At 41.8% G+C, this 22,653-nt stretch carries 21 protein-coding genes; 7 read left to right on the top strand and 14 right to left on the bottom strand.

Features of this window, described 5'->3' with window-relative positions:
- Positions 1–15: 15 nt before the first annotated feature.
- From WKF66_RS11190 to WKF66_RS11180, 3 genes are read left to right on the top strand one after another with little or no spacing between them, the layout of a single operon-like run.
- Positions 16–483, top strand: a complete 468-nt coding sequence (locus tag WKF66_RS11190; RefSeq protein WP_489674535.1) for an Lrp/AsnC family transcriptional regulator — start codon at positions 16–18, stop codon at positions 481–483.
- 42 nt (positions 484–525) lie between these two features.
- Entirely contained in the window at positions 526–1,233 is a 708-nt protein-coding gene (locus WKF66_RS11185) for a RibD family protein (RefSeq protein ID WP_489674534.1), read from the top strand.
- A gap of 30 nt (positions 1,234–1,263) precedes the next feature.
- Positions 1,264–2,481 (top strand): FG-GAP repeat domain-containing protein, encoded by a 1,218-nt coding sequence (locus tag WKF66_RS11180; protein WP_489674533.1) that lies wholly within the window; start codon positions 1,264–1,266, stop codon positions 2,479–2,481.
- Positions 2,482–2,568: 87 nt separating this feature from the next.
- Here WKF66_RS11180 and WKF66_RS11175 read toward each other — a convergent pair whose 3' ends face one another.
- Both WKF66_RS11175 and WKF66_RS11170 read right to left on the bottom strand, forming a co-directional pair.
- On the bottom strand, positions 2,569–3,486 hold the full coding sequence (locus WKF66_RS11175; RefSeq protein ID WP_489674532.1) for a helix-turn-helix domain-containing protein: 918 nt from the start codon (positions 3,484–3,486) through the stop codon (positions 2,569–2,571).
- Between the two features lie 12 nt (positions 3,487–3,498).
- Positions 3,499–4,398 (bottom strand): NmrA family NAD(P)-binding protein, encoded by a 900-nt coding sequence (locus WKF66_RS11170; protein ID WP_489674531.1) that lies wholly within the window; start codon positions 4,396–4,398, stop codon positions 3,499–3,501.
- A gap of 260 nt (positions 4,399–4,658) precedes the next feature.
- Between WKF66_RS11170 and WKF66_RS11165 the strand changes: the two genes are divergently transcribed.
- Positions 4,659–5,627: a DUF4142 domain-containing protein gene (locus WKF66_RS11165; protein ID WP_489674530.1), complete on the top strand. Its 969-nt coding sequence runs from the start codon at positions 4,659–4,661 to the stop codon at positions 5,625–5,627.
- 104 nt (positions 5,628–5,731) lie between these two features.
- Here WKF66_RS11165 and WKF66_RS11160 read toward each other — a convergent pair whose 3' ends face one another.
- The 8 genes from WKF66_RS11160 to WKF66_RS11125 form a co-directional block, all read right to left on the bottom strand.
- Entirely contained in the window at positions 5,732–7,969 is a 2,238-nt protein-coding gene (locus tag WKF66_RS11160; RefSeq protein ID WP_489674529.1) for a xanthine dehydrogenase family protein molybdopterin-binding subunit, read from the bottom strand.
- Between the two features lie 20 nt (positions 7,970–7,989).
- Entirely contained in the window at positions 7,990–8,967 is a 978-nt protein-coding gene (locus tag WKF66_RS11155) for an FAD binding domain-containing protein (RefSeq protein ID WP_489674528.1), read from the bottom strand.
- A complete protein-coding gene (locus tag WKF66_RS11150) occupies positions 8,964–9,575 on the bottom strand; it encodes a (2Fe-2S)-binding protein (RefSeq protein WP_489674527.1) in 612 nt (203 codons plus the stop codon). Before WKF66_RS11150 ends, WKF66_RS11155 begins: the two co-directional genes overlap by 4 nt.
- 67 nt (positions 9,576–9,642) lie before the next feature.
- The gene (locus WKF66_RS11145) at positions 9,643–10,554 is read right to left on the bottom strand and encodes a 3-keto-disaccharide hydrolase (protein ID WP_489674526.1); all 912 of its coding nucleotides are present in this window, start codon (positions 10,552–10,554) and stop codon (positions 9,643–9,645) included.
- Positions 10,555–10,733: 179 nt separating this feature from the next.
- Positions 10,734–11,234 (bottom strand): SgcJ/EcaC family oxidoreductase, encoded by a 501-nt coding sequence (locus WKF66_RS11140; RefSeq protein ID WP_489674525.1) that lies wholly within the window; start codon positions 11,232–11,234, stop codon positions 10,734–10,736.
- A 63-nt stretch (positions 11,235–11,297) separates the two neighbouring features.
- Positions 11,298–12,110 carry an AraC family transcriptional regulator gene (locus WKF66_RS11135; RefSeq protein ID WP_489674524.1) on the bottom strand — a complete coding sequence of 271 codons (813 nt, stop codon included), beginning with the start codon at positions 12,108–12,110 and terminating at the stop codon, positions 11,298–11,300.
- Positions 12,111–12,223: 113 nt separating this feature from the next.
- Positions 12,224–13,759, bottom strand: coding sequence for a RagB/SusD family nutrient uptake outer membrane protein (locus WKF66_RS11130; protein ID WP_489674523.1), 1,536 nt, complete (start codon positions 13,757–13,759; stop codon positions 12,224–12,226).
- Between the two features lie 15 nt (positions 13,760–13,774).
- Positions 13,775–16,942: a SusC/RagA family TonB-linked outer membrane protein gene (locus tag WKF66_RS11125; protein WP_489674522.1), complete on the bottom strand. Its 3,168-nt coding sequence runs from the start codon at positions 16,940–16,942 to the stop codon at positions 13,775–13,777.
- 316 nt (positions 16,943–17,258) lie between these two features.
- Here WKF66_RS11125 and WKF66_RS11120 point away from each other — a divergent pair, with 316 nt between their 5' ends.
- Positions 17,259–17,954: a hypothetical protein gene (locus tag WKF66_RS11120; RefSeq protein ID WP_489674521.1), complete on the top strand. Its 696-nt coding sequence runs from the start codon at positions 17,259–17,261 to the stop codon at positions 17,952–17,954.
- Here WKF66_RS11120 and WKF66_RS11115 read toward each other — a convergent pair.
- The 4 genes from WKF66_RS11115 to WKF66_RS11100 all read right to left on the bottom strand — a co-directional run bounded on the left by WKF66_RS11115 (position 17,902) and on the right by WKF66_RS11100 (position 20,122).
- Entirely contained in the window at positions 17,902–18,081 is a 180-nt protein-coding gene (locus WKF66_RS11115) for an FAD-dependent oxidoreductase (protein WP_489674520.1), read from the bottom strand. The two genes, WKF66_RS11120 and WKF66_RS11115, sit on opposite strands and share 53 nt — an antisense overlap.
- A 3-nt stretch (positions 18,082–18,084) precedes the next feature.
- Positions 18,085–18,741: a flavin reductase family protein gene (locus tag WKF66_RS11110; protein WP_489674519.1), complete on the bottom strand. Its 657-nt coding sequence runs from the start codon at positions 18,739–18,741 to the stop codon at positions 18,085–18,087.
- Positions 18,742–19,458, bottom strand: a complete 717-nt coding sequence (locus WKF66_RS11105; protein WP_489674518.1) for an SDR family NAD(P)-dependent oxidoreductase — start codon at positions 19,456–19,458, stop codon at positions 18,742–18,744.
- A gap of 250 nt (positions 19,459–19,708) precedes the next feature.
- Entirely contained in the window at positions 19,709–20,122 is a 414-nt protein-coding gene (locus WKF66_RS11100) for a hypothetical protein (protein ID WP_489674517.1), read from the bottom strand.
- A 535-nt stretch (positions 20,123–20,657) separates the two neighbouring features.
- Between WKF66_RS11100 and WKF66_RS11095 the strand changes: the two genes are divergently transcribed.
- Entirely contained in the window at positions 20,658–21,833 is a 1,176-nt protein-coding gene (locus tag WKF66_RS11095; protein ID WP_489674516.1) for a glycosyltransferase family 4 protein, read from the top strand.
- Between the two features lie 22 nt (positions 21,834–21,855).
- Positions 21,856–22,566 carry a polysaccharide deacetylase family protein gene (locus tag WKF66_RS11090; protein ID WP_489674515.1) on the top strand — a complete coding sequence of 237 codons (711 nt, stop codon included), beginning with the start codon at positions 21,856–21,858 and terminating at the stop codon, positions 22,564–22,566.
- Positions 22,567–22,653 lie beyond the last annotated feature (87 nt).

The raw sequence follows: 22,653 nt of genomic DNA, 5'->3' as shown, positions 1-22,653 counted from the left end.
GTCTAAACAATAGATATGATTAATTCCGAACTGGATCCCACGGATCTTGAGATCCTAAGATTGATGCAGATAGATGCAACAATGACCAACAAAGAACTCGCCTACAAACTAAACAAATCATTAGCGACCGTTCACGAACGGATCAGGAGATTAAAGGAGCATGGTTACATCAAGAAAATCGTAGCTATTTTAGACCGTAAGAAAATTGATCTCGGACTTATGGCTTTTTCACAGGTCCTGCTAAAAGACCACACTTCGGATACGCTATATGCCTTTGAGAACGAAGTTTCAAAATTTGAGGAGGTGATGGAATGTTTGCAAATGACTGGTGCCTTTGATTTTATTTTGCGCATTGCTACCAAAGACATGGACGCTTACCATTTATTTCTAAGGAACAAACTTGCCACTTTACCTAATATTACGACTGTTCAAAGTTTCTTTGTGCTTTCGGAGCCAAAGAGCGACACAGCCTATCCTTTGTAAAACTTTTTAACTCCAAAAGCATTTTGAATATGTTCAGTAAGTATGAACAAGAACGACAGACCATATGTGATTTGCCTGATGATGACTTCCATTGATGGAAAAATACTATCAGATAAATGGGGCAATAGTCCTGAAATTAAAAAGCTGGTTAAGAATTTTGAAACCGCTCATGACTCTTTAGGATTCAAAGCATGGATTGTAGGTCGCACCACAATGGAGAAAGATTTTACCGACTTCGCAAAGCCTGTTATCAAAAAAAATTCGCCGCAGGTTGACCGCATCGATTTTGTAGCAGACCACCGTACCGATTCCTTTGCGATCGCCATTGATGGACATGCTAAACTTGGCTGGAACCAGCCCACAATGCAAGGAGACCACGTAATCACAATTTTGACGGAAGCCGTGGCGGATGGATATCTCGCGCACTTGCAGGATATGGGTGTATCGTATATATTCGCTGGAAAAGAGCAGCTGGATCTGAATCTTGCACTTGCGAAATTGAAAGCTTTGTTTGGTATCGAAACCCTCATGCTGGAAGGCGGCGGGCATATCAACGGCAGCTTTTTGAACGAAGGACTGATCGATGAACTTCATCAGTTGCTTTTGCCTATTGCCGATGGTACTATTGAAACCTCCAGTCTCTTTGAAATTGCTGCTGATGTCAAAAAGGAAGGTGCAACATTACTCAAACTTGAGAAGGTTAAACAAATTGAAGACGATGTGCTTTGGTTGACGTATAAGGTCAATTAAGTATTACTATAAACATAAATTATCATCATTATGCTGGCTCAAATCGCGACAAAAACCTTAAACATCCTGGCAATGATTGCCTTGGCGTCCAGTACTCATGCAGTAGCCCAAAACACGGAGACCGCGTATTTCAAGGATGTCACTGCTACCAGTTTGCCGAGTGATCCCGAAGCGCATCCTTTAGACGTCGTTTTGATCGATGTCAACGGTGACTCCCACTTAGACGCTGTACTTGCAATGGAAAACGCACCTAACCGTTTGTACTTAAACGATGGCAAAGGAGTCTTTACCTGGAAAAAAGGCGTTTTTGCTGAAAAAAAACATGATACCGAACATGTACGTGCGGGAGACTTCGATAAAGATGGCAAGTTAGATCTTGTTTTCGTCGCTGAGGATGACCAGAACCATGAATTTTACCTTGGAAACGGGGATGGTACGTACAGAGATGCGAGCGATCGCCTCCTGGCAAAAAGTGAAGGTAATGGACTTGATATCGGAGATGTCAATGGGGACGGGTTACTGGATATCATTGTAGGGAACACTGGTCCCTCGCCTCATAACTTCCTCTGGTTAAATGACCCTAAGCGGCCAGGGTATTTTATTGACTTTACAAAAGAAGGTCTGCCTGAGCTGAAAACGGAAACGCAATCAGTGAAGTTGGTCGATCTTAACGGCGACAAACACCTCGATTTGATTCTTGGTAACGAAGTTCCTCCAAACCGCCTCTTTTTAAATGATGGAAAAGGTCATTTTAAAGAGCATCCAGAAAAGCTGGAGCTGTTGGTACCTTTACATACCAGGGAGGTCTTGACTTTTGATGCGAATGGCGACAAGCGCCTGGACATTTTATTTCTCAACTTAACAAGCAATGGTGGAGCTTTTGAGAAGGATCCTTCTGCCCGTTTGTTGATAAATGATGGGAAAGGAAGCTTTAAGGATGAAACTGCCAAGCGAATACCAAAGCAGGAATATTCAACCTATGCGGGAATCATTATCGATTTTAACCATGATGGTAAACCAGATATCATCTTTAGCGCAACAAAGATTCCTAAATTCGATCCAATGCAGATGCAAGCTTTGCAGAACGATGGAAAAGGAAATTTCAAGTTAGTTACTTCAGATGTTATCCCTCAATCTACAGTTGGACGAAGCTGGGGTATTGCAGCGGGTGACGTTAATAAAGATGGTAAGCTAGACCTTTTTATAGGTCAATGGGGAACCCAGGCGAGGCTGCTGCTTGGCAAATGAAGCGTTTTAGAAACAGATAATGAATTGGCAGATACCTACACCTATGGAGAGGACGAATCTGTAGATCCTCCGCTGCTTAGCATAGTTTCAATTAAATGACTTCCTAAAGTTATTCGGTGTCATCTCCGTATAGCGTTTAAACAACTTGTTAAAGGATTGAGAGTGTTCAAAGCCCAGGCCATAAGCAATCTCACTAATTGACAAACTCGTAACCGACAGCTTCTCTTTCGCTCTTTCAATCAATTTATTATGAATATGTTGTTGCGTGCTTTGTCCTGATAGCATTTTCAATAAGCCGCTTAAATAATTCGGCGACACATTCAAAGTGTCAGCAACATACTGCACCGTTGGCAAGCCCTTTTTACTCAATGAATCGTTATCAAAATACGCTGCGAGGATCTTATCTAGATGAGCTAAAACAGAATGGTTCGAGATTTTCCTGGTTATGAACTGGCGATGATAAAACCGTTCTGAGTAAGTCAGCAGTAGCTCCAGTTGAGCAAGCATCACATTCTGACTAAACTTATCAATGTTTGAATGATATTCCTGCTGAATGTTTTGCATGATTCCTGCAATAGTTTGCTCCTCTTTATCTGACAGGAACAACGCCTCATGAACCGAATAGTCGAAAAACTCGCTTTGCCTAATTATTTTTGACAGGGGCGTATTCCATAGGAAGTCGGGATGCACCAATAGCATCCATCCCGACTGGTCAATTGGTATATCTTTTCCTACCTCAATACGAAAAATCTGTCCTGGCGCAATAAAGAACATGATGCCTTCGTCAAAGTCATACTCCTGCTGCCCATAGCGCACTTTGGCACCAAAGTTTCTTTTAAGGGCGATGGAATAAAAATCTAATATAATGCTGTTCTCACCTGGAGGCATGTTTTTTACGTCCGCTAGGTTTATAACGCTGATCATCGGATGTTCCGGCTTCGGTAATCCTCTAAATTTATGAAACTCACTAATCGTTTTAAACTTATGAAACAGGATGTTTGCCATGCTCTAAAATAACTATTCCTGACTAAAAGCAGCTGCAAATTCTTTTGCATAGTCTGTCATTTTTACTTTACCCATAACTTCGGGTTTGTTTTGATAATAATCCTGAGCTAGTAAACCACTTCGTAGACCAGCATACATTTCCACTAAACCAGCTGCAATCTTAGGATTCATCCCAATTGACAACAAACCATTTAGAGTCTCCTCATCCGAAACTACCACCCATTTCAGATCAGGTTTACCGATGGCTTCCCCTAATATTCTTGCAGTGTCGTTTCCTGACAGGTCTTCACTTGCTACAGAACGGGAATTTCTACCATGAAAAGGTGTGGTCAGCTCCTCGGCGATCGCCGCAGCAATGTCGATCGGAGAAACCCATGGGATTACATTATCCCCTCCGTAATTTGCTGCGATCATGCCAATTGTCTTAATCATTGGTATATACCCAAGCAAATTGTAGTAAAACGAGTTTGGACGCATGTGCGTAATGGATACGTCCGAAGGTAATTCGTTTAACAGAAGCTCAACATGATGTGCACCGATTAAAATGCCATTCCCTTGTGCTAAATTACCTCCAATTGTACTCAGGTTGACCACTCGCTTAACGCCCGCTTCTTGAATGGCTTTTGAGTAATTGTTACCTAACTCGATATAATAAGCCAGTAAATCAAGATTAGGGTCCATGTAGTTTCCCGGGGGCACCATTGTATAAACGGCATCGGCGCCGGCAAAAGTTCTGCTTAAAAAGTCAATGTCTTTTAAAGAGCCTATCGCGGCATTAGCGCCAATTGCTTCTATCTCGTTTTTCTTTTCAGAATTGCTGCTCACAACAGTAACAACATGTCCTTTCTGCGCTAATTCTGTTGCTAAGGGTTTGCTGATATGTCCCAAAGAACCTGTAATTGCTATTTTCATATTTAAGTGATTTTATGATTCAAAGGTCTGCACAAACAAGATGGTAAATGGAGCCGAATCTACTTTGGTTGTAGCCAAAATGTAACTCCTATGTCAATCAAAAATGAAATAAGTCACAGATATTTTCGGGTATATATACTAATAGGCCAGTCCTATAGACCGTAGTTTCATTAAAAATCAGGTGTTTTGCCTCTGAACTTTTATAAGCATTGCTAGTTGTATTAGGAAACTTATCTATTTATTCATTAATAATCATCCCTATGAAAAACTACATTAATTGTCTATTAATTGTGCTAGCTGCCGGAACGGCAACTGCTCAAACTACAACTCAGAATCCGGCATCCTCCATTACCGCAGACCAATTTATTAATCAGGCAGCACTAAGTGGGATGAAGGAAGTCGCAACTGGAAACCTTGCTAAACGAAAAGCTCAGGACAAAAAAGTTAAAGACTACGGATCCATGATGACAGTGGATCACGGCAAAGCAAATACCGAGCTGATGGCATTGGCAAAAAGAAAGAACATAAAACTTCCTAGACAAAGCGACATCATGCCAACAAGCACTGGCACGACAAACACCGGAACTGGAACAATGGGTACGACCGGTACAATGGGTACCACTGGTACAACCGGAACTACTGGTACAACAGGCACTATGGGAACAACCGGTACTACAGGTACTACTGGCACAACAGGCACAACTGGCACAACTGGCACAACCGGCACAACTGGCACAACAGGCACAACTGGCACAACCGGCACAACTGGCACAACCGGCACAACTGGTACCATGGGCACCACTGGTACTACTGGTACTACTGGTACTACTGGAACAACCGGCACAACAGGTACTATGGGCACCACTGGCACAACTGGTACAACAGGGGGACAGATGAATTCTAACGATATGAAAGGAATGAATAGCACTGCCAGTTCGTTAAAAATGCTGTCTCCAGTAGACATCACTTCTGCAGTTCAAGAACTTAATGCTTTAACTGGTACTCAATTCGATACGGCTTATACTCAAATGATGGTTATGGACCATCAAAATGCAGTGGCCTTATTTGAGCGTGGTGCAGCATCTTCAGATGCAGACGTCAAATCTTTCGCAACAAAACACCTTCCTACTTTGCGCAATCACTTACAACAAATTCAAAGCATAGCAGGTACTAGTAATCCGGGACAACAAACTACTCCAGGCGGCAGTACTGGAACTAGTAACCAATAATCTTTATTTCTTTTAATGTTATAAAACAAAAGAAGCCTTATGTAAGGCTTCTTTTGTTTTATAACAATCTTGTTTTAAGTAAGTTGACTTATTTATTTTTTCGGCTACAACATTTTATCAATCGTCACAGGTAGTTGGCGAATCCTTTTTCCTGTGGCATTGAAAATCGCATTTGTAATAGCCGGAGCAACTCCTATAATCGCAATTTCTCCGATACCTTTAGTTCCTATAGGATCTACGATATAATCTGGCTTGTTCACGAAATGTACTTCTATTTCAGGAACATCTGCGTTGACAGGCACATGATAATCTGCGAAATCTTTGGTGATATATCTGCCATATCTGTGGTCCATCACTGCGTCTTCTAAAAGCGCCATTCCTATACCACCTGTTACACCGCCAATCATTTGATTACCGGCTGTCTTAAGGTTGATAATAGTGCCTGCATCAGCGCAAGTAACGACTTTCTTTACCCGGATCACTCCTGTCACCTCATGAACATGCACTTCTGCAAAATGAACTGAATAAGAGTATTTCGAATAGCCTTTGCCCCCATCACCAGGTTTAGCCGATTTAGTCGTCTCCAAGTGAGGTGTGCCACTTTTCTGGAAGGCCTCCTTAAAAGTGATCTTTGAGTTTTTCCCTTTAAGTTTCATGACGCCGTCTTGGAATTCCACCTGATCTGGCTTTGCACCTCTGAATTCAGGAAGGCTAATAGAAGCTAAAACAATTAGTTGTTCTTTCAACCCTGTACATGCAGCTACTACTGCTGGACCAACCGTATTTACTGTCGAAGATCCACCTTGACTGGGAGCCATAGGGAATGTAGAATCTCCAAGTTCAAAAGTAATCTGTTCCGGTGCCAGTCCAATCGCATCAGCCGCTATCTGTGTCATTGCCGTTCCTGTCCCTGGTCCGATATCTGTAACGGCACTGTGAAGCACCAAAGATCCATTTGCAGTAAGGCGCGCCCTCACGGAAGCTTCTCCACGGTTTGCTCCAAACGTACCGACAGCCATTCCATAACCAACCTTCCAGCGCCCTTCGTTCAGGCTACCAGCTTTTAGCTTTCGTTTGTTCCAACCAATGGCCTTTGCACCCATTTCAAAACATTCCTTAAGGTATTTTGTAGACCAGGGCATGTTTTTTTCTGGATCAGAATCAGTATGATTTAAGACTCTGAAGGCGATCGGATCAATATTTACGGCATAGGCAATTTCATCAATGGCGCTTTCAAGTGCGAAGGCTCCGGTTGCTTCACCAGGACCTCTCATCCATATCGGCGTACTTACATCCAAAGGCAGTATCCTATATCTGGTACTTACATTCGGCGCAGTATACATCATGCGGGTTTGTTGCAGCGTACTCTCTGTGAATTCTTCGTAGGCTGAGGTCTGCCCTATTGAACTATGTGAAATACCTACTAACTTTCCCTCGTTTGTAGCACCGATACCAATCTTTTGCCACGTTCTTGGTCTATATCCGACCATGAAAAACATTTGCTCTCGCGTAAGCATCAGTTTAACGGGCTGTTTAACCATTTTTGCAGCTATAATTGCTGCGGTTTCGTGAGGCCAGTTGTGCAGTCCGTTTCCAAAGGCACCACCCACGAACTTTGCGATTACTTTTACATTTTCTGGTGGCAGCTTCCATTCCTTCGCAAAATTTCTCTGCGTTGGTTGGGTCCCCTGTACTTTATCATATAAAGTTAACCTGTCATCCGCTTCCCAATGTGCGATGATGGCTTGTAATTCCATCGGGTTGTGCATTTCTGAGGAATGTTCGTATTCCATCTCTATCTTCACTGGCGCATTTTTATAGCCATCAACTTCTCCCCGATCATAATCGGCAAGCGGTGATTTTGCGTTCTTCTTTGCCGATGCTGGCAAGACAGCTTTATCCATATTCTTGCTCAGATCCGTCTTATGTTCGGCTTTGGCGTACTGCACTTTTATTAATGATGCCGCATAGGTAGCACGCTCAAATGTATCTGCAACCACCATTGCTACGGGTTGACCATTGAAATAAACCTTATCATCGTAAAAAACACGCAGGGGCCGACCTGCCGTAGAAGGTTCCGTAGGATGTTCATTGTCTGCCGGATAACCTGGAGGCCTGATCGCATTCGTATGAGAAATTACTGCAATAACACCTGGAGCACTTTTCGCGAATTTGGTTTCTATTGATTGGATACGGCCCTTAGTGACTGTACTACTTACCAGCACTGCAAACTTGGTATCCTTCAACAAATATTCTGCAGAGTACTTTGCAGCGCCCGTAACCTTTAACCTACCATCAACCCGGTCTAAGGGCTCGCCTGCTGCATTTAAAATAGTTTCCATAATGATCTAAAAATAGTAGCCTAAATTCCTGAAGCAATCCTAAGCGCTTCAACAATGCTCTTAGGGCCCAGTTGTAATTTAAAATTGTTGTCTCCATATCCTTTAGCTCCCTGCATAGCAATAGCTGCTGCCTGTTCAAAAGCTTGAACAGAAACCTGCTTTCCTTTCAGATCCGCTTCGGCCGCAGCTAAACGCCATGGTTTATGTGCCACGCCACCCATCGCCAAACGTGCTTGCACAATTGTTTTTCCCTTCAATTGTAGCCCTGCAGCTACTGATATCAGTGCAAAGGCATAAGATGCGCGATCGCGGATTTTTAAGTAATGTGCGTGCGTAAGAGAAACCTGAGGTATCGTTACTTCAGTAATCAGCTCGTTTTTATCAAGTACGGTATCTTTCTCCGGATGTTCGCCAGGCAGTCGGTGGAAATCCTTAATCGGAATAACGCGTGCTCCTTTAGGGCCGACGACGTGTACCATAGCATCTAAGGAAACTAGTGCAACGTTCATATCGCTCGGATTCACAGCAATGCATTTTTCATTCGCGCCAAAAATAGCATGCATACGATTGAAACCTTTTAGTGCCCCACAACCGGTGCCAGGCTCTCGTTTGTTACAAGGCATAGCTGTATCATAAAAATACGGACAGCGGGTACGTTGCATGAGATTACCACCGACGGTAGCCATATTTCTCAACTGTGCCGATGCCCCCGCATTTAATGCCTGCGAAAGCAATGAATACTCTTTACTAACAAGTTCATGATCTGCAACATCGCTATTCAGGGCCAGTGAGCCGAGGCGAAGCAGATTGCCATCTTTCTTGATTTCATTCAGAGGAAGCTTTGTGATATCTACCAAACGATTGGGTTGCTCCACATTGCGTTTCATAAGATCAAGCAGGTTTGTACCTCCTGCAATAAATTTCGCTGTAGGATCCTTGGCAATGGCGATTATAGCAGCTTGCTGTGCCGATGGGCGGACGTATTGAAACTGTTTCATATCGTTTGCCCTCCTCGTTTCGCTTCCTGTATCGCATCTACAATATTAGGATATGCTCCGCAGCGACAAATGTTGCCGCTCATAAATTCTCTGATTTCGTCTTCACTGTCTGCATGCCCTTCTCGAACGCATGCAACCGCCGACATAATTTGTCCTGGCGTACAATATCCACATTGAAAACCGTCATGTTTTATAAAAGCTGCCTGCATAGGATGTAGTTGATCTCCGCTAGCCAGGCCCTCTATTGTAGTTACCTTCTTTCCATCGGTCATGACTGCAAGCGTAAGGCAGGAGTTTACCCGTCTTCCGTCGACATGCACCGTACAGGCACCGCATTGGCCGTAGTCACAGCCTTTTTTTGTTCCGGTAAGATCTAAACGTTCTCGTAGAAGGTCCAGCAAAGTAACTCGGGGATCGATTTTCAAACTATGCGACTTGCCATTTATTTCGATGGTACAGGCAACATTTTCAAATGTTTCGGCAAAACGCTCGTCATATTGCTTTTCAGCGGCGGACACTGCGATTGGCGGGATGAGTGCAACCGCTGTCACTACACCAGACTTTTTAAGAAAGTCGCGGCGTGAATTGTGGGTATTATTTTCTTCCATTTATAGACGGATTATGTATTATCTACAATGGTGAGCGTGTATTGTTTTAGATTAGGAAAGAGGTTTTTCAATAACCTTTGGGCATGGCATTCAATTGTTTAATTTGTATATCCTTATAAAAAACCTCTGCAGCTTCACTTTGAATCTGGATTTTTCCTTTCGTCAAAGGAATTTTCTGGCCGTCTTTCACGTAGTGCGAATTTTGGAGCACCATAACAACATGGCCGTTAACGACATGGAAGCTCTTGCCCTCAAACGTGATCAGTTCAATTGTTGTCCAACCGTTATCAGCGGTCTCCCGGTTCTCCGATCTCAAACAGAGTCCTTGTTCATTGCCATGCCCAAAGCCTAGAAAGGGTTGCTTAGCGTTTGCCACACTATTCATTTTGTCTTCTGGCAAGAATGAACGGATCTCAATTGCCGAAGCCCCGACATTCCAATAATCTCCGATGTGGCCCTCCATGATTTGAAATTCTTGCGACAACATCCATGAACGCCAGTAATCAACACCGCTGTCTCCAATGGAATGGTAAAGGATCCCTGAGTCTTTTAAGAGGTTTTGCCTTGGTTCAAACTTCTTCGAGCCCCATTTCACTTTCAATTTTAAGTGATAATTCTCAAATTCTTGTTTCGTGTACAAAGAGCCATAAATCTCTCCACTTACCCTTAACACGTTCTCTCCATCCATTTTTACTAATGAGAAAACTTTCGTTAGATCTTTGTTGTATCCGATCGGAGGTATTTCCTTACCTAGTTCATCAACGGGTATTTTGCCGTTGTATCCAAGCTTATGCCTGTAGCTTAGGTAGTTTTCCCATTTTGAAAGCCTGGAATCTATCAGATTCGTCCAAGGTTGCTCGTTAGTCTTTGAAATCACTAGTTTGGCTGGCAGGCCAAGCGATGCTTGTAAAGAGTTAAAAGTGAGGCTTAGCGGCAGGATAACCGGAAAAATAAACAAGCCTAATGCTTTTGATATCATTTTAATTGCGTCAAGTATATGCCTAATATACTACCAATACTGATGTTATAGTGTTTTTTGTTTAGCAGATTGTTCAATAACTTTAAGACCAATCGTTAAACCGGAGATGACGATCGTAAAACGCTTTCTCTGATAGATGATTTCTACACTTCTTGCTATCAAATGAATTCCTTGAACCTTTATTTTTTCATATGTGAAACAGGATTGTGCTTTTGTGCTTCCGCGTCAACAGTCACATTTTCCCCTGCAGTCAGCAACCATTTGCCATTCTGTTTCACAAAAACCAACAAGGCCATGTTATCATTGCCTGGCATTTTATGTCCAGCGGGCGTAGTAAATTCGCTCACATAACTTTTGAAATGTACAATTGCGGTCGTTGCGCCGATCATACGCACCGAGACTGCCTTTTTAGTCATGGTTGTATTTTTAAACATATTGTCATGATAGAACTGATGAGCGTACTTGACTTCTTTTAAACCTTTCCATACCATACCCACAATGTTAACCCAGCTACAGTCTGCCACACTATAACTTTCCATATCACTATAATCATGCCTGTTCCAGCTATTAACTATCTGATCAACCTGTTTCTCGATCGCTCCTGTATCTGCGTTTTTCACTTGTGCCTGAACAGACATCGCTGATAAAATAAATCCTACTAAAAATAATCTGTATTTCATGATGAAGTTTTTTTTATAAAACTAATTTATAGCCATGGGCATAAATAGTATAAAAACGACATCTTATATCCGCAAGTGCTCCTGTAAGAGCGCAGGAGCGTTACTAATTTGTTTAGCCAGTGTTCCGGGAAGTTCGCCTGCAAACTCTTTGAAATCTCTAATCAAATGCATCTGATCGAAATAGCAACAGGTATGGGCAATGCTAGTCCAACTCAATTGGGGCTGTCGTTCCTTCAACCGGTAAGCCTTCGAGAAACGAATTATTCTGGCAAAAACCTTCGGTGAATAGCCCATGATTTCCTTAGCTCTCCGTTCATACTGACGAAGACTTAGGCAAGCTAAAGAAGCCGCATTGTCTATAGAAAGATTACCTTGCAATTGCCCTTTCATAGCAAATTCCCAGGGCAGTAATAAAGAATACTGGAGTTTGCCCATCAAATAGCCTTCTACTACATTTTTCATTTCTAACGCTGTTTGCGCTTCTTGTAACCGTTCATTCACTTCCGTTATTTCTGGGCCCAACAACAAGGTGGCATCAAAGGGTATATCATACAATTCATGCATCGGCATTTTTAGCAACCTGTGCATACCACCGGGCATGAACGCTACCGAAACAATAACGTGGTGCTGACCCATGCTCACATTAACCTGAGTAACTTGCGGACCTATGATCATGCTTGAAGGCGACTTCTGACTGATATTCCTGCTGTCGCGTGTGACGATTGGATCTCTGGGATAAAAATGTATCGCATGCTGCGGAGTGGGCGGAAAGGGGCTGAACTTAGGTACTGCCTTATCAAACCTGGCCTCGACGACCATAATATGGCTAACGTGATTTTGTAATGCAGGATGAGGAGCATAAAAAGACGGCATCATGTTCATATACCTAATATACAACAATCAAGTAAGTTCTTGATACCCAGATACAATATTAGCACTTTTCAATTTCCTAAAAAAGGGTTAGCGGTTTTCCCGCTAACCCTTTTTCATTAATATCTGGGATTTTGCGTCAAATTTGGATTCAAATCGATGTCCCTTTGAGGAATCGGATAGTATTCATTTCGACCTACGACAAACCCTGTAAAGTCAGCATCTCTACTCGCGAGTGCTGGACTCAAGTCGCCCCAACGTAAGAGATCAGCCCACCTCCATGCTTCACCCGCCAATTCAGTCACACGCTCGTGCTTTAACTGAGTTAAGAATTGTGCCTGATTTAAACCAGGTTTAGCAACACTTAAGCTAGCTAAACCCGCCCTTTGTCTCACCCTATCAACAAATTGGTAAGCTTCGGCAGTTCTGTTTAAACCATTCAGACTTTCTGCATACATTAAAAGCACATCAGCATACCGGATTAGGCGGTAATTATTTGGGGAGCGGAAACCCTCTTCATTTTTCCAGTGATCGTTAAGCAATTTACGGAACCAAACTTTTTGCGCGTCAGGTCCGTTGCCATAACGGCTTGCAAATGTTCTACCATAAACGATAGTTGAATCGGGCCCGTCAGGATCAGTATTATTGAATATAAATGAAGCGGCTAAACGCGGATCCTGAGTGTTTGAAACAGTTCGTTCTTGTAAAAATTCATCAATTAACCACCTGCGAGCTCCCCCATCAGCATAACCTACTCCCGGAGGAGCAAAGAACTGAGGAATAGACGTACCTGTATTGTTAATTCTCGATTCATCGACATCGTCATCAGTATTTTCAGCTTGATTTTCACTAAACTGAATTTCAAAAATAGATTCGCTGTTATTTTCCTTACTGATGATAAAATTATCTCTATAATCAGCAGTTAAACGGTAAGTAGAAGCACCGGCTCCGGTAACCAGGTAGGCGAATGCATCTGCAGCTTGCTGATAGTTCCTTTGTTGAAGGTAAGTTTTGCCTAAAAGTGCATAAGCAGCCCCTTTGGTTGCCCTGCCTATGTCAGTAGCCGGATAACTTACAGGTAAATCTACGACAGCTTCAGTTAAATCTTTAGCCACTTGTGCATAGGCTTGTTCTGTTGTAGCATTTGCAGGAGCGGTCGTTAGTTCAGATGGTTCCAACAGCAATGGTGGGCGGCCGTAGTAAAGTGTCAGGTTAAAGTAGAAGAGCGCCCTTAAAAACTTAGCTTCCGCAATAATTGCCTTCTTTTTTGCTTCATCCATATTAATCGACGGAACATTAGCAATGACCTGATTAGCCCTGAATACTCCAACATATAAGGTAGACCAGGTATCAGCCGTTAAGCCGTTATTATAATCCGTTTGGTTGAAACGCATTAAATTGTTCAGATTACCGTCACCCCCAGACCCAAAACCTTCATCCGACTTCAAAATTCCGTGATAGAATATGACACGAGAGTAAAGACTTGCCGTACGGTAGAACGTACTATACACAGCATTAATTCCTTTTGTAGCATCATTACTGGTCGTCCAAAAAGTTACAATCGCTGGTGCATTTGGATTAAGTTCATCAAAATCTCTCTTACAAGCTGCAAATACGATAAGTACTGCAGTCAATAGGTATATATGTTTTTTCATTACTATCTTATTTAATTAAAATCCTACGCTTAAACCAAATGATATAATCCTTGATGATGGATAATTTCCATTGTCTACTCCCGGCTCAAGATTAGGATTTGCACCAACTACGTCCGGATCAAGACCACTATATTTGGTAATGGTAAATAAGTTTTGGCCACTTATATAAAATCTAGCGTTACTGATATTTGCTTTTGTAAGCATTTTTGAAGGAAAATTATAGCCTAGCTCCACATTACGCATTCTGAAGAAAGATCCGTTTTCAATCCAACGGTCGGTATTTCCTCTAGCGTTCTCATTGATTCCCCTATCATTTTCAGCAAATTGATATCCTAACCTAGGAAAGCTGGTATCAGTATTAGTTGGCGTCCATGGATTTATATCGCTGCGATAATTTGAATTCCCATAGCTGTCCAACTCCCTTAACACATCGTTATATAATTTCTGTCCGAACGCACCATACAATTGAATGGAGAGACTAAAGTCTTTATATCTCGAATTAAATTGTAGTCCTGAAGTGAACTTCGGAAATGGCGAACCGGCAAACACACGATCTTTATCATTAATATCGTCGTTTGTACCCCCATCGATTGTATTAACATAGCGGATATCTCCAGGCTTGGCATAAAGACTTTGCGCTCTATGTGCATTAACTTCTTCCTGGCTTTGAAAAATACCATTGGTTTTTAACACATAGTACTCCCCTATTGATCTCCCAACCTGAGTTCTTGTGTTGCCTGATTGGATAAAATCCTTGGGCAGGCCGGTCTCTAAGTCGATACCCAGGTTACCCAATTCCAGCACCTTATTTTTTACCGTACTGATGTTTGCTGAAATATCCCATGTAAAATCACCTTCGATCTGTGGACGATAGCCCAAATTAAGTTCTAAACCTTTATTTTCAATAGAACCGATATTTACGATTGGATCTCCCTGTAGATTACCGAGGTAACCAGGCAAGGGCTGTCCCAATAATACGTCTTCAGATATTGACCTAAAAACGTCGAAATTGACTGTAACCTTATTTTCTAAAAGCGATGCGTCAAAACCTAGGTTGGTCGTCTTTTTCTTTTCCCATCTTAAATCACCCGAAGCTAGTTTGGCCTGAATCGCACCTGCATTGGTTACTTGGTCGACGCCAAAAACAGCGTTAGGTGCCTGGTTTAAAAACCCTATGTATTGATAAGCGCTTAGTGTATTTACTCCAAGAGCGCCATAGGAACCTCTAAGCTTCAAGTCTGAGATCCAATTTACCTTGAAAAAATCTTCGTTTGAAATTCTCCAGCCAAGAGCCGCTGATGGAAAATACCCTGTCCTGTATTTTGGCGAGAAGCGAGAATCTTTGTCAGACCGGAAAGTCAGGGTCACTAGATATCTATTATCATACGTGTAATTTGCTCTACCCAAATAAGAGTCCAGTAAGCTCCTAAATAATGTCCCTGATGAGTTGCGGCCTTCTCCAGCGGTAGAGGTCAGCGTAGTAAAATAATTGCCACCAAACTGTGCTAGTCGGATACCGCTTCCCGAAGTATTTTCGGTTTGGGTAGTTTGCTGAGTATATCCAACTACTCCATTGATGCTGTGCTTCCCTATTGTATAGTTATAGTTCAACGTATGTTCCAATAGATAATTTAAAAACTGAGAACGGTTATCGTTCAATTGGCTAAAATCAGGGGATTGGTTTTGGTACCAAGAACCTTCCTTTCTCACTGACTTACTTTTATCGAAACTGGTCTCAATACCGGCATTGAATCGATAATTTAACCCTTCAATAACTTTGAAATCCACATAGGCATTACCCAGAATCTTTGAAAAATTAGATTTCACAGAAGTAAGATTGGCAATGGCTGATTGATTACGGGAGAATGTGTTAATGCTTGCATTTGATCCATAACCCCACCCTCCAGGGTTGTTGGTGCCGATTAAAGAATTATCCTGCACAGGAATTAGTGGAATGCTGGTAAACATATCATACCATGGGTTTCCTGCAAAAGCTCCGCCCTGAAATGGTGATTGAGAAGTAGATGACGTAATAGCAAGGTTCTCTCCGAATTTAAATCTTCCTTTCGTAGACTCCGTGTTGACTCTGAAAGACGCGCGCTCAAACTCCCTGGCAATCAATACGCCTTTATCTTGGAAATAGCCTCCTGAAACCAGGTATCTCGATCCATTTCCGCCACCTGAAATGCTCGCATTATAATCTTGTACTGCACCGGTTCTCAACGACTCGTCAATCCAATCCGTATTAACAGCGCCATTGTAATTTGCAACTCCGGGCTGAACAGCAACGCCTGAGGCCTGATATGCACGGGCATTTGTAGCTGCATATTCTGCAGCATTCATCATATCATAAGTTTTAGGCACCTGAGAAACACTGTATCTCGAGGAGACAGCTATTACGGCCGGGCCTTCTTTACCCTTTCTTGTGGTAATTAAAATCACACCATTACCTGCCCTCGAGCCATAAATTGCCGCAGCAGAGGCATCCTTTAAGATCTGAACATCCTCGACATCATTAGGATTAATTGTCGTATTTGCATCCGCGATCATCCCATCAATAACATATAGCGGACTTGCGTTGCCAAAAGTGGCCAAACCGCGGATGTTCACCACGGCCTCTTGCCCTGGTGCACCCCCGGTGCGTACGGATACACCTGGAGCCTGCCCTTGTAAGGTCTCAGGCAATGAGCGAGATACCAGTCGTTGAGTATTGCCGGTGTTAACTGAACTAGTCGCACCAGTAACATCTCTCCTTCTGACAGTCTGATAACCAATAACAACCACTTGATCCAGTGAAGTGTCGGAAGACTCCAATACAACGTTGATCACAGGGGTTGTTCCAACTGGAACCTCCTTGGTAGTAAACCCGATGTAACTAAACACCAAAGTTGAGTTTTCAGGTACAGAAAGGGTGAATCTCCCACTAGCATCAGTGACTGCACCTCTGCCACCGCCTTTTATAGTTACCGATACCCCTGGTAGAATTCCTCCACTAGCGTCTTTCACAACCCCGGTAACTTGGATGTCCAGCCTCAAAGCGTTAATTTCGAAAGGGTTTTTGCTAACTCTTGAGGCGTGAACAGGCGTAATAACCGCAGCCATTATTACAGACACGGCCAGCATACGTTTAAGGCTATCAGCCTGATGAGCATGAAATAAATCAAGTAAATTTTTTTTTTTCATAACTTTTACATTTGTTTAGGACGATAATTTTGAATGGGAAACAAGTTTCCATTTACATTGTCGCTGTAGACAACTCGGATATTCTTCATAATCAGCTAAATTTATATGGTTAGTGTTGCTAGTTTACAGATAGCTTTAGTAAACTCATTTAAAAAAAATACTACCAATCTCTCTTACATATTGTTTCAAAAACTTCTTACAAATATTCATTGCGGACATATGATCGAAGGGAGCGCAATTGACTGTTATATTTTCTGATTATAAAGTTGCATAAGAATGAGTAATAATTAACTTTGTAATACAAAGTACTTTTACGATGATAACAAAGGCTAGTTTAGAGGAATTACATGCAAAAGTTAGAAGTAACAGGTGGATGCGTTATTTCACAACCTTCACCCGCTTTGCATTGATGGCGGGCTTTCTTCCTGCAGGATATGTTAAAATCACAGGAGAACGCTTCACTGACCTGCACAACAATCAGCCTATGGGACATTATCTTGAGGCATTGTTTCATACCGGCTATTATTACACATTTGTGGGTTATGCCCAGATACTTGCAGCGCTTCTATTACTGTTCCCCCGGACCGTAGTGTTAGGAACTTTGATTTATCTGCCTATTATATTTAATATTTGCATTTTATCTCTGGCGGTGAGGTTTGAAGGTTCCTTGCTAACCGCACCATTAATGGTAATTGCCTGTATCTATCTGCTGTGCTGGCACTACGACCGGATCAAGTACATTCTACCATTCTATGAACCGATGTCGGAGCCTCTGGTACAAACGAACAAGTTTCCCGTCTGGTTTTTTAGCGGTGTACTTGTCACTTTCTTGGCTGTGGGCTTTACGGTCACCCACTTGTATAACATCATGCCCCGAAACACATTATCGGACTGCGAAACGCAGTGTGATGACAGCAAAAACCCGGAAGCCTGCAAAATATTTTGTGAATCAATACATGTTAAGGGGCAAGATCTGGATAAGTCGCTGGATGAGTACGAGCAGGCCAAATAGTCACTCTCCCACCCACTGCATCAGAGGCTTCTAAAAGCAGTACCGACTTGCCTGCTGCATTTAGTACTTTAGCAGCGGTTAACCCGGATAACCCGGCACCTATAATAATTACCTCCGCATCTTTCATAAGTTACGCTTTGGCGTTAATAGAATCTTCTTTCAAATGAGGCTCGACCCCCGGCTTGGCATAAGCCAGCTGTCCAACCGGATTTGGAAGATAATAAGTGTCCAAGCCGGCTACCGTCATAGTCATTGCTTTGCTATGGTCAACGGTGCCGTCGGCCGCAATTAAAAGACTTTCAGTCAGGATGTGGACAATTTCACCGATAATAAGGGTTGTATTATTAATTTTCATATCAATCACTTCCCGCAGTTCCAAGCCAATACGGACATTTGACTCCTTAACAAATGGTGCCTTAAAATCTTTTACATAGTGTTTATTGAAACCGCATGCGTCAAACTCAGAGACACCCGAAGGGTAGCTGGCACTGGTTTGATGAGCCTGCATATACCAATCGGGTAAAATATTATTTAGCGTATACTGCCCCGTTGATTTAATATTGCGCAAAGTATCATTATGCTCGCGTTCGGGTCTGATAACCAATTCAATCAACGGCGGGTTTGCACCAAGGTGAAAAGTAGAACTTATGATACATAAATTAGTGACCCCCTTAGTACTTGTTGTACCAAGCAGGTTTAATGAACGGTAACCTATCAGGCTATTAATGAGGCTTATTCTGTAACCTTTTTCTAGCTGACTGATCTGCTCACTATTAATATTATCCATTTAACTTGTTTTTAATTTACCTAAACCACCATCGAGACCGATCACTTGCCCGGTTACCCAATTGCTGTCATCAGAGAGCAGATAAGCTATAGCGCGGCTAATATCTTGCGGCTGACCAATCATTCCCAAAGGATGTCGTTTGCCCATTGCTTCCCGTTTTTCGGGTGTGCTAAGCATGTTTTGAGCTAACGGCGTATCGGTTAAAGAGGGTGCCACCACATTTACCCTGATCTGCTGCGAAGCGAGTTCTGCTGCCAAGGAAAGTGCCAGTCCCTCTACGGCACCTTTCGCCGCAGCGACGCTGGCATGGTAAGGCATTCCTATTCTGGCTGCCACGGAACTGATCAGCACAATGGATGACCCTCCGGCATTTTTAACAGACTTCATACATTGCTGGATCATCCCGACCGCGCCCAAAACGTTCAGGTGAAAATCTTTCAAAAAATCTTCAGCAGTTAATCTCGTAAAGGGTTTGAGGTTAATACTGCCCACCGAATAGACCAGCCCATGCAATTGCTGTGGCAAAAACGTTGCTACAGCATCGAGGTTTCCGGTCACATCAAGTTTGAGAAATTGAACATTAGCCGGCCAGTCCTCAGATGGCGATCTGGATACCACGTAAATATTCGCATTTTGCTGGTGTAGCAGCTTAACAAGTGATAAGCCAATTCCGGAACTGCCGCCGACTACCAAAATATTTTTTCCATCAAAACTCATGATCCTATATATTTAAAAATTCATTCCGAGTTTCTGTGCTTAAAACTTTTCATGATTTATGTTTTATACGGGATACAACAGCAATTGTGGTGCAAGGTTATACCATATCCAAAAATAATACTACTGCTATCGTCCTGCCTGCGGATGAAGGCAGCTTTTCGTTCAGCATTTTTCAAGATTGTTCAAGCAAAAATAGGAATGTAACCTAACCAATTTAGAAGCCTGTAGTGAGTAGGAATTGAATTATTTTCTACTTCAATAGCTTTCTTGCTTCGTCAAGCGCCTTAATATTCTCAAAAAATGCCATCTTTTGGCTTGCGAGATAATTCCCTAAGAATAAAGCTTTACTGAGCAATTGATTTGAATTGTACTTATCCTGCATGCCTCTTTTTACCTTGGCTAAATCGACCAATAAATTAATTACGTTACTCAAATCAGCGCCTTTCAGTTTCTTTTCCAGTAGCACATCTAAAAAGTCTTCGTTCGTTAAGTTTGCAATATCCTGTAAATTAATCCCAATTACTGCCTTCATCAATTCGTCGATTTCCGCAACTTCGATATCAGTAGCGTCACTTTCTTTCAACAAAGATACTTTTGAACGTAGTCTTCTTAGTGCCTCTCCGAAAGCCTCAAGTTGCTTTAATAAATAGTCGCGATTTTCCATGGAATAAATTATACTTTATTTGGCCGTATCTGATCTAGGAGCGCTTTGTTTTACTACCTCCTCTAAAAAAACTTGAAAGGTTTTAAGACTCATGTCTGTGTTGTCTAGTTTAACGATTACTTTCCCACTGCTATCTATAATATATTTGAAAGGGTAGCCCGTGACTGAAGAGAAAGCGTTTCTTTATGCATAAGACGTTGTTTACAAATCAAATATATAATATTTCCGTTCACTTTTGATTGCTAATACGGGTGATTTATTGAATCATGTTTTTCCCGGGTGAATACCCATACAGAGAGGCAATGAAACATCGGTCTAAACTGTCGAAGCATGCAGATAGGAAGAACTTCAATGAGAGCAGAAATACATTCAATAGTGTAGATGCGGTGGGCTCCAGTCATGAAATAAAAACGTATTTCCGGTCAAATAATTTATCTTTACTGCGGTAATATCTAGGATCTATAGTATTGATATAAAGAAGCTGGATGAAATAAACTTATTAAATAACCTGCTGCCTCCAATCCATATATATTAAATGAAATCTAAAAATATAGGTATAGTGCACAATACCTATTTGCTTATGGGAGGTGAAGATCTGGTAGCCGAAAACGAGTACAATTTACTCAAAGAACAAAACCTGAATGTTTTCTTTTTAAAGTTTCAAAACCCTGAAAATACAGTAGTACAGTTTATCGGTTTTCTGTTTTCATTCTTTAACCTTATTTCCTTCTTTAAATGTATAAACTGGCTAAAAAAGAATAAAATAGAGGTTATGCATGTGCATAATTGGTTTTATCTGGCATCGCCGTCTATATTCTGGGCGGCGAAGTTTTGTAAGGTACCGATTGTGCTTACTCTACACAATTACCGTTTAATCTACCCTTCGGGTGTGCTTTCACATGATAGTGACACTTATTTAAAGAACTTGAGTAGCCCATTTCCGTGGGATGCGATCAATGATAGAGTATATCGAAATTCCCGAATATTGACATTTATACTAGCGTTCACTGTCTGGATAAACAAAAAAGTGGGAACATGGAAGCTTATTGATCAGTATATAATTCTTACAGAGCAATCTAAAGAAATCTTCCAGAAGAGCAGCTTCCATATTGAACCTCAGAAATTTAAAGTAAAACCGAACTTTGTTATCCGCGCAAGCGAAAGGAAGCAATGCGTACAACAGGAACATTTTTTATATGTCGGACGTCTATCACAAGAAAAAGGAGTTGATTTTCTCTTGGAAGCGTTTTCAGATTCTACCTATAAACTAAAAATTATTGGTGACGGGCCTTTACAAAGCAGGGTAGAAAAGTTTGTAGCAAATAACCCAAATGTTTCCTACCTGGGTTTTCAAAATAGAGAAGCTATTGAGAGGGAGCTATCTTTATGCAGCGCAGTGATATTCCCGTCTATTTGTTCAGAGACTTTTGGACTGGTAATCATCGAAGCATTCGCTTCATCAACCCCTGTTATCGCCTCCTCTATAGGAGGATCTGGTTCAATTGTAAAGGATCAGTTTAACGGATTACATTTCGAAAAATCAAACTTATCCGATCTACGGTCTAAACTGAAATTTTGGACATCTTTAGATGATTCTGAAAAAGCCCGCTATCGCACAAATGCCTACAATGATTATCTGCAAAACTATAGTCCCAAAACAAATATCGAACAGCTTCTTCAGATTTACCAGTCTACCTCTGGACAGAACTAACAGACTGTAACCTATAAGAATTATGAGTTTTATCAAGCAAATTACTACAAGCTGGGATGATGGACATCCGTTAGATTTTCGCATTGCGGACCTCTTAGAAAAATATAATCTTAAAGGTACATTCTATATACCGAGAACAAACACGCAGAATATAGTTATGGTTGAGGATGATATTCTATCATTATCACGGCGATTTGAAATAGGCGGTCACACATTAAACCATGTTAACCTCAGAAAATGCTCTTCCACCCAGCTAAGGGATGAAATAAAAGGAAGTTATGATTGGCTGGCGGAATTAACCGGCAGATCACCATCATCATTCTGCCCTCCTTTCGGGAAGTATACTAAAGAGGCTCTTGAGGTCATCTATCAATCTGGTTTTAAAACAGTAAGAACAACGGTCCTTCTTTCACCACATACAACATTGCCAGTAATGGATACCACCATGCAGCTATATAATCATTCTGCGTATACCTACACTAAGCACCTTTTTATAAGAAATAGATGGTCAGATCTAAAACTTTGGCTTGGTTCAGGTGCAACAGCAGATACATTTAAGCTGGTGAATTATTATCTGGATTATATTGAAAAATATGGAGGATGCTTTCATCTCTGGGGACACTCCTGGGAGATAGAGAAGTTTGGCTTGTGGAATCAGTTAGAAGCGTTGTTTAGCTTAATGGCAAAGAGAGAGCTATTCAGTTATGTTGAAAATAAAGATATAAAAGGATGAGTGGTAAGTTGATTACCCTTCCTAAATAGTCGTCCTTCTAAGATAAGGTTCTGAAGTCAAAGAGGAAAGGGTTGCTTTTTTATGAGC

This window comes from Pedobacter sp. (assembly GCF_037719805.1).
Taxonomy (GTDB): Bacteria; Bacteroidota; Bacteroidia; order Sphingobacteriales; family Sphingobacteriaceae; genus Pedobacter.
This window is presented reverse-complemented; position numbering and strand designations above follow the sequence as displayed.